This window comes from Rhodovulum sp. 12E13, assembly GCF_003340565.1.
GTDB lineage: Bacteria > Pseudomonadota > Alphaproteobacteria > Rhodobacterales > Rhodobacteraceae > HLUCCA09.
In genome coordinates this window covers 1-11104 of sequence record NZ_QPLK01000050.1, presented here as the reverse complement: position 1 = coordinate 11104, position 11104 = coordinate 1, and the positions used below count along the sequence as shown (strand labels likewise).

The following is an 11104-nucleotide window of genomic DNA, read 5'->3' as shown; positions in this document are numbered from 1 at the left end:
GCTGTAGCGTTTCACCCATGGCGTGCTCCGAGGGCTGCTGTCGGACTTGGTGTAGCAACTTGATTCTACAGAGCTTTCGCGGGCACGCCAGCCATTACCCCCGATTTCGATGAATAAGGCGGGATGAGAGCCCGTTCATTGGGCGGGTTGAGCGTAAGCCACGAAGGACAAAAGCATCGCCGTATCCTGTCGGTCGAGGCCATCAGCGGCTCGATTTGCGCCGTTGCATAGTCAGGGAAGTCCTAAGTTTGAGCGATCTTCAGCAGGGCCAACTCACGAAAGGATCACTCGACAACATCTTGCTGCTTTGCACGGCGGAAGATTTCACGAGCGAGATGCTCGTGTGCAGCGGCACGGAATTCCTTGTCCGTCATGACCCTCGAGAAGATTTCCTCGTTGCCTTCCATCCGATCAATGAAAAGCTCGTCTAGCATACGCTCGAGGAAAGATGAGAAGTTCGCAAGGTTGTTGGCGCGCGCGGCTTCCACGATCTTGTCGTCCTGCTCAGCACTCGCGCGGATCTGGTCGAAGAAGAGTTGGTCGGCCTCGGTAAAGTCCGTACCGAAGCGCTCGTTGAGCTTCTCGATCAGGTTCGAAAGCGCCACCTCCTCGTCCGGCACCCGAGCGGTGCCTACGTCTGTCGGACCTTTGAGGGGATCGGCCTCGCCGTCGGACAGATCGATCGACCCTTCCGTCATCTGCTGAAGGCGGAAGTACCGGAGGGCGATCTCATCATCGAGGGCAAACCCCTGACCATCGCCGGGCGGCGGCAGCTTCGAGATTAGGTTCCGAACGAATGCATACAGCTTCTCGAGGTCGCTGTCCTGGTAGGGAATGATCTGGGACAGGAACGCGTAGAGACTTCGATAGGCCGCGAGCTGGCCGCGGAACTCCTCCTGCTCCGTCTCATCCTTATCCAGGAAACGTTCGACAACGGCATCCAGTACAGCGTTCATCGCGCGGTGGTCGCTCGCGGAATGGTCACGTTTTCCGCGATACCAGACCTCGGCGAAGGCGTTCACGTCGTCAGGCGTGAAGATCGCCCATTGCAGCAGCTTGTGCTGTAACTCCGACAGTCGGTGGGGATCCGCATTCTTGCCGACCGGCGTCGTCTCATAATACGGCTTGAATGCCTTGTAGATGTCATCCTCTTCGTTGGCGAAGTCGAGCACGAAGGTTCGCGTCTTGCCCGGCGCCACACGGTTGAGGCGCGACAGCGTCTGAACGGCCTGCACGCCGGCGAGGCGCTTGACGACATACATTGTCTGCAGAAGCGGCTGGTCGAAGCCCGTCTGGTATTTGTCCGCCACAAGAAGCACGCGGTAATCGTCGCGTTCGAAGGCTTCCGGAAGTTCGCTTTCGGCGAGCCCATCGTTCATCGACACCTCGGTGTAGCTCGAACCCGGATCGTCCGGGTCTTCCACCGTCCCTGAGAATGCGACGAGGGAGCGAATGCCGTCATACCCCTGCTGTTTGACATAGCGATCGAAGGCGAGTTTGTACTTGACCGCCGCCAGGCGCGAGCCGGTCACGACCATCGCTTTGGCGCGCCCTCCGAGCTCGTGCATCACGTAAAGCCGGAAGTGCTCGACGATGACCGAGACGACCTGCTCGATGTTCACGGGGTGGAGCTCGAGATAGCGCGTCAGCGCCTTCGCGGCCTTTTTGCGCGGCACTTCCGGATCGGTCTCCACCTGCTTGATCAGGCCGTAGAAGCGTTTGTAGGTCGTGTAGTTCTTCAGCACGTCCATGATGAAGCCTTCCTCAATGGCTTGCCGCATGGAGTACTCGTGGAATGGCGCCGCGCCGCTCAGGCCCGGCTCGTCGAACAGCATCTTCGTCTTGAACTTCGGGGTGGCCGTGAAGGCGAAAAAGCTGAGGTTCGGCTGACGCGCACGCTTCAGCGAGTCGCGCAGCATGGCCGCCTTCGCATCGTCGGACAGATCGTCGTCCTCTTCGTCCGACAGCTGCGCCGCGATGGCGGACTCGATGCCATCCTTGTTGAGCATGCCCTTCAGGGCCGTCGCCGTCTCGCCGCTTTGCGAGGAATGCGCCTCGTCAACGATCACCGCAAAGCGCTTGCCGGCCGTGTCGATCTTCACGCCTTCACCCTTGCTCTGGAGCGTCGACAGCGCCTGGGAGATGAAGGGGAACTTCTGGATCGTGGTGATGACGATGGGCGTTCCCTGCGACAGCGCGCGGGCGAGCTGCCTGGTGTCCTCGTCGATCTTCTCGACGACGCCGGTCTTGTGCTCGAACTGGTAGATCGTCGCCTGCAGCTGCTGGTCGAGCACGCGCCGGTCGGTGACGACCACCACCGAATGAAAGACCTTCTCGTCCTGGGCATCGTGCAGGCTGGCGAGACGGTGGGCGAGCCAAGCGATCGAGTTGGATTTCCCCGATCCCGCCGAGTGCTGAACGAGGTAGTTGCGACCGGCACCATGCGTGCCGGCATGCGCCACCAGCTTCCGAACGGCGTCGAGCTGGTGGTAGCGCGGGAAGATCATCGTTTCCTTGCGAACGGTCCGGACGCCCTTTTCGGTCCTGACCTGCTTTTCCTTCACCTCCAGGTGCATGAAGCGGTGGAGGATATCGAGCAGGCTGTCGGCCTGCAGCACCTCGTCCCAGAGGTAGTGGGTCTTCCAGTTCCCCTCGACCGGCGGGTTGCCGGCCCCGTGGTCGTGGCCACGGTTGAAGGGCAGGAAGACCGTCTCGCGCCCCTTCAGCCGCGTCGTCATCCACACTTCGTCCGGGTCCACGGCGAAGTGGACCAGCGCGCGCTTCTTGAAGGTGAAGAGGAGATCGCGCTCGTCGCGTTCGTCCGAGTACTGGCGGATCGCATCTGCGGCGCGCTGGCCCGTCTGCGGGTTCTTGAGTTCCGCCGTCACCACCGGCATGCCGTTGATGCTGAGCGTCACGTCGATGATGCAGCGGCGGTTCTTGCCGTCCGCACGCTTCAGGACCGATGTGAAGGCCACCTGGCGGGTGATCGTCAGCCGGTTTCGGGCATAAAGCGCTGCGGCCTCAGGGTTCATGCCGGTGTTGGGGCGGAAATAGGCCAGCCGGAACGTCTTGCCGTAGCACTTGAAGCCGTAGCGGAGGACGTGCAGCGCGCCCTTGACGTCGAGCTCCTTGCCGAGGCTGTCGAGCACGGTCGCCTCGGTCTTGTCGCCGAGCAGCGCCTCGAGCTGGCTCCAGCGGGTCGGCTGGCTGTCCCTCAGAAAGCCCGTCACGTCCGCGGGGAAGAGCGCCCGCGCCTCGTCGAAGTCGCTCGGCGGGCGCGTCTCGTAGCCGCCCGCGCCGGTGAGGCCCGCCTCGATCGCCGTCTCGAAATCACGTTCAGTGTGGCCGGGCATGGCTAAACCTCCTGCATCGAGGTGTTTGGGAGTTCGGCAAGAGCCTGCCCATGCACCTCGTCAAATCGAAAGTAGCGAATGGATGGATCGGCGTTGAGCTGGCCGTTGGCGTCGAGATATGCGCCAGGGTTCTCGTTGTCGCCAAATACAAACTTGCGCAGGCGGATCCGCCGTTTGTCACCGGTGTAATGCTCAATGGTCCGCTTTAACGTACTGACCCAGCATGCACCGGCTTTCAGCTGTGGGACGATCTTCTCGGCCGTCAGGCTCTTGGATTTGAATTCAATGCAGTCGGCATGGAACGCACGACCGTTGACGTAGAACACCACGAAGTCACAGCGTTTGGACCACGGCTTTGCCGTGTCGTCGAGGAAGTGGAAAAGCGGCGGCTTGTTCTTCTTCCGTTGCAACTCGACCTGATCGTGATCGAGCTTGAAGGCCAGCCCCGCTCCTGGCAGTAACAGACGAATCTTGCGGGTCTTGGCCCGCGATCCTGTTGGCGGAAAGTACTTTTCCCGAAGAATGACTTCACCGTCGGCACCGTCATGCAGCACGTATCGGTCGTTCATATAAGCTTTTAAGTGCTCGAAATAGGTGCCAGCCGCCAGCGTCATTGAAGCTCCGCGATCTTTCCAGTGACGGCGGCCGTTATGAGCGCGGCGCGATATTCTAAAAGTTGATCGACAGACGATGCTATCTGTGAACTTACGTCCTTCAGCGCTTCAGACTTGCGATTCAGGAAGGCGCATATTTCCCACTGCTCACGGATTGAAGGGATAGGAAACTCGATCTCGGCATATCGAGACGGGTTGAGGTTTGCCTGGCCAATACTCGGCAAAGCAAGAGTCCGCGCTAGTGCCATCAGGTCGCGCGTTCCCATGACAAAATTCGCGTACTCCGGATCGTAATTTTTCGTAAATCGGAAACGTACAAGGTATGACGCTAGCGATACTGGGTAGTCAGGAGTTCCGCGAAAAATCGCGGCCTTGCCGACCAGGTCCAAGCTATTAGTCCGATTGAATATGACGTCGTTAGGCTGAAGCAGGAGGTCCGCGGGCACTTCATCAATAAAGCGCAGGTTATCTAAGGCAATTTCGCCATCCTCAAGGTTTCCCATCCGTAGTACAGCTACTTCACCAGACGGTTCGAGTGATGCAGAGATGCCGTAGTCGCTGCTGGCTAAAACACGTTTCAGCGGCAGCACCTCCCAATGCGCCGGGATGTCGCCGAGCCAGTCGATGCCGGAGGGTTTCATGGGGGCGGTGGGGTCGAGGCCCTTGGTGACGGCGCGGGTGATCAGGGCTTGGCGCTTCTCCGCCAGCCGTTCCAGAAGGGCGCGCTTCTTCTCGATCAGCCCGTCGATCCGTGCCGTCTTCTCATCCAAAAACCGCGCAATGCGCCGCTGTGTTTCGAGGGGCGGGAAATCGACGGGAACCGCAGCCAGCTCATCTCGCGACAATTCAACGAATGTTGTGCGATTGGCCATCGCGTCGAGTTCATCAACACGCGACTTCAATAAGTAGTACAAGAAGGATGCATGCACAGACTTTCGTGGAATAATACCCCGGCAACCTTGATTGAAAGCCATTGGAACATTGTTGATGGCCATGTGGCCGATAGGCGCCCTTGTGGAGATTATCACTGACCCGGGGGGTAATACCGGGAGGTTGCACTCCTCTACCGCCTTTTCCGTTACTCGGCGCTTGGTTTCCGAGATCCTATTGCCAGCGAGCTTGCCAAGGTCTTCAGGCGTCGCCCAAAGAACGTTGCCATCCCAGTATTCGGCGTCACCACTTGCGGGCGTCGTGCCATTCCTTATCCGGCCGAAATAGCGAAGTGCTCCTGACGTACGAGTCACGCCACCAGCCCCTTGAGCAGCCCCGCAATCTCGTCCTCAAGCTCGGTGATGTCTCGCTCGATCTTGTCCAGCGGCCGCGGCGGCTTGTAGACGTAGAAATGCCGGTTGATCGGGATCTCATAGCCGGCGCGGGTCTTGTCGTAGTCCACCCACGCATCGGGCACGTGCGGCAGCACTTCGGCCGCCATGTAGGCGTCGATGGTGGCGCGGAAGGCCGCCACCAGACGGTCATTGGGCTTGTCCGGGCCGAACTCCATCGGCAGCGGCAGCGTCGTTCCCTCAGGCAGGGGGATGTTCTCGGTGTCGCGCAGTTCGGCGTCGGGCTCCGGCCGGCCCTTGCCGTCCCGGCAAATCTCGGCGTCCGGGTCGCGCTCGCCGAGGGCCGCGAATATCGCCCTCTTGACCGGCGCGGCGATCTTGATGCCGGCGCGCTTGGCCGCGGCCATCATGTCGGCGTCGAACGCGGCGCGGTCCATGTAGCGACCGTTGCCCTCCAGCGTTGCGAGCGCGGCGCGGATGGCGTCCTGGAGCTTCCGCCCCGCCTCGATCTCGCGGGCCGCCGCAGCTTCGTCCTTGCGCTTCTTCGAGGTGGCGAGGTTGGCGAAGGCGGTCTGATCCTCCAGCTTCGCGATGCGCTCCGGCGTCGGCTCGAAGTTCATGCGCAACGGCCGCTCTACCGTCACCTTCAGGAAGCCGAACTCCCGGTTCTCGAAGATGCGCGAGACCACGCGCGTCTCGGTCTCGCCGTTGATGCGCACTTCCGCCGTCTCGCCATCCTGGTAGGCCCCGTAGAGCCGGGTGAGGTGGCGGATCTGATCCTCGGTGATCTCGTTGCGCTTGTTGTTGAGGCTCTTCTTCATGCGCTGGAAGAACCGCGTGCCATCGATCAGCTGCACCTTGCCGCGCCGCTCCTCCGGCTTGCGGTTTGTGACGAGCCAGACGTAGGTGAAAATGCCGGTATTGTAGAACAGCTGGTCCGGCAGCGCGACGATGGCGTCGAGCCAGTCGTTCTCGATAATCCAGCGGCGGATGTTGGACGGGCCGGAGCCGGCGTCGCCCGAAAAGAGGGGCGAGCCGTTGAATACGATCGCGATCTTGGAGCCCTCGCCGCCCTCTTCGGGTGCAGCGTGCATCTTCGAGATCATGTGCTGCAGAAAGAGGAACGAGCCATCGTTGATAGCTGGCAGGCCAGCGCCGAAGCGGCCGGCGAAGCCGTGCTGCTTGTGCTCGGCCTCGACCACGGTCTTCTGATCCTTCCACTCGACCCCGAAGGGCGGATTGGCCAGGAGGTAGTGAAACTGGTCGCCTTCGAAGCCGTCGCGCGTCTTGCCGTCGCCGAGGGTGTCACCGAGGACGATGCTGCTGGTGTCCTCGTCCTTGATCAGCATGTCCGAGCAGCAGATCGCCCAAGACTCGTCGTTGTACTCTTGGCCGAACAGCGCGAGGTTGGCGCTCTCGTTCTGGGCAAGGATGAACTTCTCGGACTCCGAAAGCATGCCGCCGGTTCCGCAGGCCGGATCATAGATCGTGCGGTAGATGCCGGGCGTGTAGACGTCCTGCTCGCCGGTGTAGATGAGGTTGGCCATCAGACGGATGACCTCGCGCGGCGTGAAGTGGTCGCCGGCCTCCTCGTTGGCCTGCTCGTTGAATCGCATCACGAGATGCTCGAACAGGTAGCCCATCTGCAGGTTGTCGATGCGGTCGGGATGCAGGTCGACATCGGCCATCGCCTTCACGATGGTGAAGAGGCGGTTGCTCGCGTCGAGCTTCTCGATCTGGTCAGCGAACTTGAACCGTTCGAAGATGTGGCGCGCCGTCGGGGAGAAGCCGTTGATGTAGGCGACCAGGTTTGGTGCGATATTCTCGGCGTCGCCAAGCAGCCTTTGGAACGTGTACGGACTGGTGTTGTAGAGAGGGTGCGTCCTTTCCGGGTCAGCGGCGCGGCCGAGAAGCCGGTGCATCGCGCTCTCGGGCATGTTCTGGGCCTCGAGCCTCTCGTACTCCTTGAGCACGGCGTCCTTGGTTGGCTCGAGCACGCTGTCCAGCCGGCGCAGGACGACCATCGGCAGCATCACGAGGCGGTACTGTGGAGGCCGATACGGACCACGCAGGCGATTGGCGATCTCCCAAATGTGGCTCTTGAGCTGCTCGTGCGTTTGTAAGTTCATTTCTGCGGCCGGCTATTTTGTCACTTATCTCACAACCTTAACGGCAGGCACGGTCAGGGTCACCACCGATTCTCAAGGCACCGTTCGAGATCCAGTGTCATGCGTCGCGACGGGTTGAGTGGCCGACGAAAGATAGGAGCAGATGCCCGAAGCGGGCTTACCCCAAGGCTTGCCGTAGGTTCTGCGCTACCGCATCCGCCGCGGTCCGCACTGGCTCGGCCGCGAGATGGGCGTAACGCGCAGTGGTCTGGACCTGCGTGTGGCCGAGCAGCTTGCCGATCATCGGCAGGCCCTGTCCCGAGGCCACGGCCGTCGATGCGAAGGTGTGGCGCAGGTCGTGGATGCGGACGTCCTTGACGCCGGCGCGGGCGCGGACGCGTTGCCAGAAAGGCTGGAGATCGCTCAGGCGCTTTCCTGGCAGGGTGCCGGCGATGACCCACGGGTTCCCCTCGATGCGATGGGCGTCGCGGAGCAGCTCGACGGCGGGCTGTCCGAGATGGACGATTTTGGCGCCGGACTTGGAATCCGACAGGCGCAGAACGCGTTCGGCCAGATCGACGTATGCCCATTTCAGCGTCATGATCTCGTTCAGCCGACATCCGGTCAGGATCAGCAGGCGGGCAGCGAGGATGGCCGAAGACAGTTCGATCCCCTCCGCCTCCATCTCGCGCAGCACCTCGCCGATCCGGCGCAACTCCGCCGCGCTGAGAAACCGCTCGCGCTTCTCCTCGGGGTACTTCCGGATGTGCTTTCGCGGGTTGGTGCCATCCGGACGCAGGCCCCACATCTCGGCGAGGCTGAACATCTTCGAGACCACTTCGAGGCAGCGGTTCGCCTGATAGGGGATGTGGCGGAGGTCGTGGTGAAACTTCGCCACATCCGCCCGGGTGATGCCCGTGACCGTGAGCTGGCCGAGCGCGGGAAGGATGAAGCGTTCGAGGTTCCGGCGATACTCCTTGGCCGTGCTCGCCTTCACGCGGATCGCAATGTGTTCCCTGTCGAACCGCTCGGCCAGCTCCTTCACCGTGATCGCCTTGCGCCCCGCGTCCCGCTCGGCGGCGGGGTCAGCGCCATTGCGCGCGGCGGCGACGATGGAGATGGCGCGGTTGCGCGCCTGCTCGCAGGTCAGGACCGTGCTGGGCCCGAGGCTGATCCGCCGGGATCGGCGTCCGGCGCGGTACTGGACCACGTAGCCCTTGCGCCCGCTCGGAAGGACCCGCAGCCCGAAGCCAGGGATCTCGCTGTCCCAGACGAAGTATTCGGCGGAGCGGGCTTCTGCGGCGTCGACGAGGCGTTTGGTGATCCTGGGCATGGCGCTCTTCGGTGGTTCTTTCGCCACTCCACAGTGCTGAAGCGCGGGCGACAGTCAACGAACACGTTGAAATTGCGAAGAAAAAGGAAATGCCTCGCGTTTCCGCGCAAGGCGTTTCGGCGCGATGGTGCGGGAAATCGACGAGCCGCGCGAATCAGAACGCAGGTTCCGGCGCCCGTGGACCCCTGTTAGGCTCGGGGAAAAGAAACTGGCGATCCGATGGCTTCCAAGACCACCCTCAACGCGAAGAATCTCGAAGCGCTGGGCGCCGAGCGCCTGGCGCAATTACTGATCGAGGTCAGCACCGGCAACGCGGCGGCCAAGCGCAAGCTCCGGCTCGCGCTGGCGGGCGCCCAGAGCCCAAGGGACGCGGCGCGGGAGATCACCAAGCGGCTGACCAGCATCGCCCGCGCCCGCAGCTTCATCACCTGGAAGAACCGCAAGGCGCTGGTCACGGATCTCGAAACTCAGCGACGCGCCATCGTCGAGCAGATCGCACCCGCCGATCCCGATGAGGCGCTGACGCTCATGTGGCGGTTCATGGCGCTCGCCACGCCCGTCTTCGAGCGCTGCGACGACTCCAGCGGCACCGTCATCGACATCTTCCACAAGGCCTGCGCCGATCTGGGTCAGCTCGCCGCGAAGGTCCGGCCGGATCCGCAGGCACTCGCCGGCACTGTTCTCGATGCGCTTCAGGACAACGGCTATGGCCAGTATGATGGTCTGATCAGCATCATGGCGCCGGCGCTCGGCGACGAGGGGCTGGCTGCCCTGAAATCGATGGTCGAGGACCTCGGTGGCTCGCCCGTGCCGGTGCCGCCGAAGGATCAATGGAAGGCGGTGGGCTGGGGCCCGGGCGGCACCACCTACGAGCACGAGATGCGAGCGCGTGAGCGCACCAGCACCGTTACCATGGCGCTCAAGGACATCGCCGATGCGCAGGGCGACGTCGACGGCTTCATCGCCCAGTACGATCCGAAGACCCGCAAGGTGCCGAAGATCGCGGCGGAGATCGCGCAGCGTCTGCTCGCGGCCGGCAGGGCGGACGAGGCGCTGGGGTTCCTCGAGCGCGCGGAGCTCGGCGACGGGTTGCGGGTTCCGCTGGCATGGCAGGACATTCGCCTGCAGACGCTGGAGGCGCTGGGTCGTGGCGAGGAGGCGCAGGCGTTCCGGTGGGACTGCTTCGAACGCACGCTCTCCGACAGCTACCTGCGGGCATATCTCAAGCGGCTTCCCGACTTCGACGACTTCGAGGCTGAGGAGCGGGCGATGGCGCACGCCGTGGACTATCCGAGCCTTCTTCACGCCCTGCAGTTCTTCCTCGACTGGCCGGCTCTGGATCGCGCCGCGGACCTTCTGGTGGCCCGGCACGACGAGATCGACGGGGATCACTACGAGTATCTCGCCCCCGCGGCGGAGGCCCTGTCAGAGCGTCATCCGCTGGCCGCGACGCTGGTGCTCCGCGCGATGATCGACTTCACGCTCACCAGATCCCGGGCGAAGCGGTATCGCTATGCCGCCGAGCACCTGGTCTCCTGCGCCCGGCTCGCGAGGGATATCCCGGACTTCGGCGCGTTCGAGACGCACGGCGCCTACGTCGACCGGCTGAAGGAGGAGCACGGCAGGAAGTTCGGCTTCTGGTCGCTCACCACCGCCTGATGGTCGTGCTACCGGAAAATCAGGTCTCGGCCCGCTGGAAGCATTATGGAAGCACGAGGCCGAAAAACGCTGCGCAATCCCGACAGATCGTGCGCAGCGGGGCCGCTTTGGCGGGATCGGCAAGTGTCGGAAACTGCGCAAGAACTCGGGATTCCGAGTGATTGTTCATGGTCTGTTCGACACGACTCATAACCTGAAGGTCGTAGGTTCAAATCCTACCCCCGCAACCAAAATTCCCAAATAATACAGCCGCTTAAAAGCCTCCCGCAGGGGAGGCCTTTTGCGTTCCAAGCCCGTGTCAACACTGTGTCAACAGAACCCCGGCGGTCCGTGTCAATGAATGGCGCCGAGTCGCGCCGCACTCTCCGCTTGCTTGAGGCGCGTCCGCGAGCCTGATGGTCCCCGATACCACCTCGGGAGACTACCCAATGCCCAAGACCAACGACGCAGCGCTCGCCGCCTTCATCGCACGCAAGGCCGAGATCGACGCGGCCCTCGACCGCATCTGCGCCGCAAGCGACGACCATTTCTTCGCCAGCCCCGAGGACGTGCACTGGGGTCATGTCACGGCTCTCGCAGACCACGCCGCGCTCCTCGAGCGGATCACCGACGCCCTTTTCCATGAACCCGCCTTATTCATCGAAATCGGGGGTAATGGCTGGCGTGCCCGCGAAAGCTCTGTAGAATCAAGTTGCTACACCAAGTCCGACAGCAGCCCTCGGAGCACGCCATGGGTGAAACGCTACAGCCG

7 protein-coding genes are annotated in these 11104 nt (G+C 62.5%); 2 read left to right on the top strand and 5 right to left on the bottom strand.

Translation table 11 applies throughout. From position 1 onward, the window contains the following. Positions 1–284: 284 nt before the first annotated feature. The 5 genes from DLJ49_RS20035 to DLJ49_RS20015 form a co-directional block, all read right to left on the bottom strand. The gene (locus tag DLJ49_RS20035; protein ID WP_115395290.1) at positions 285–3356 is read right to left on the bottom strand and encodes a type I restriction endonuclease subunit R; all 3072 of its coding nucleotides are present in this window, start codon (positions 3354–3356) and stop codon (positions 285–287) included. A 2-nt stretch (positions 3357–3358) separates the two neighbouring features. Beyond that, on the bottom strand, positions 3359–3970 hold the full coding sequence (locus DLJ49_RS20030; protein WP_115395289.1) for a hypothetical protein: 612 nt from the start codon (positions 3968–3970) through the stop codon (positions 3359–3361). After that, a complete protein-coding gene (locus DLJ49_RS20025) occupies positions 3967–5214 on the bottom strand; it encodes a restriction endonuclease subunit S (protein ID WP_115395288.1) in 1248 nt (415 codons plus the stop codon). The genes DLJ49_RS20030 and DLJ49_RS20025 overlap by 4 nt, the downstream gene beginning before the upstream one ends. Further along, positions 5211–7382, bottom strand: a complete 2172-nt coding sequence (locus tag DLJ49_RS20020; RefSeq protein ID WP_115395287.1) for a type I restriction-modification system subunit M — start codon at positions 7380–7382, stop codon at positions 5211–5213. Before DLJ49_RS20020 ends, DLJ49_RS20025 begins: the two co-directional genes overlap by 4 nt. A 157-nt stretch (positions 7383–7539) precedes the next feature. Then, complete coding sequence (locus DLJ49_RS20015) at positions 7540–8694, bottom strand: tyrosine-type recombinase/integrase (protein WP_115395286.1); 1155 nt, start codon at positions 8692–8694, stop codon at positions 7540–7542. 219 nt (positions 8695–8913) lie between these two features. On the opposite strand from DLJ49_RS20015, the gene DLJ49_RS20010 reads away from it, so the two are divergent. Both DLJ49_RS20010 and DLJ49_RS22920 read left to right on the top strand, forming a co-directional pair. Then, positions 8914–10353 carry a DUF6880 family protein gene (locus tag DLJ49_RS20010; RefSeq protein WP_115395285.1) on the top strand — a complete coding sequence of 480 codons (1440 nt, stop codon included), beginning with the start codon at positions 8914–8916 and terminating at the stop codon, positions 10351–10353. Between the two features lie 428 nt (positions 10354–10781). After that, positions 10782–11104, top strand: a 323-nt coding sequence (locus tag DLJ49_RS22920; protein WP_369932875.1) for a hypothetical protein, incomplete at its 3' end; no start/stop codon positions are given.

Bases quoted from the DNA above. Each gene is read 5' to 3' on its own strand.
- DLJ49_RS20015 (WP_115395286.1), bottom strand. From the start codon at position 8,694: ATGCCCAGGATCACCAAACGCCTCGTCGACGCCGCAGAAGCCCGCTCC.
- DLJ49_RS20030 (WP_115395289.1), bottom strand. From the start codon at position 3,970: ATGACGCTGGCGGCTGGCACCTATTTCGAGCACTTAAAAGCTTATATG.
- DLJ49_RS20035 (WP_115395290.1), bottom strand. From the start codon at position 3,356: ATGCCCGGCCACACTGAACGTGATTTCGAGACGGCGATCGAGGCGGGC.
- DLJ49_RS20020 (WP_115395287.1), bottom strand. From the start codon at position 7,382: ATGAACTTACAAACGCACGAGCAGCTCAAGAGCCACATTTGGGAGATC.
- DLJ49_RS20010 (WP_115395285.1), top strand. From the start codon at position 8,914: ATGGCTTCCAAGACCACCCTCAACGCGAAGAATCTCGAAGCGCTGGGC.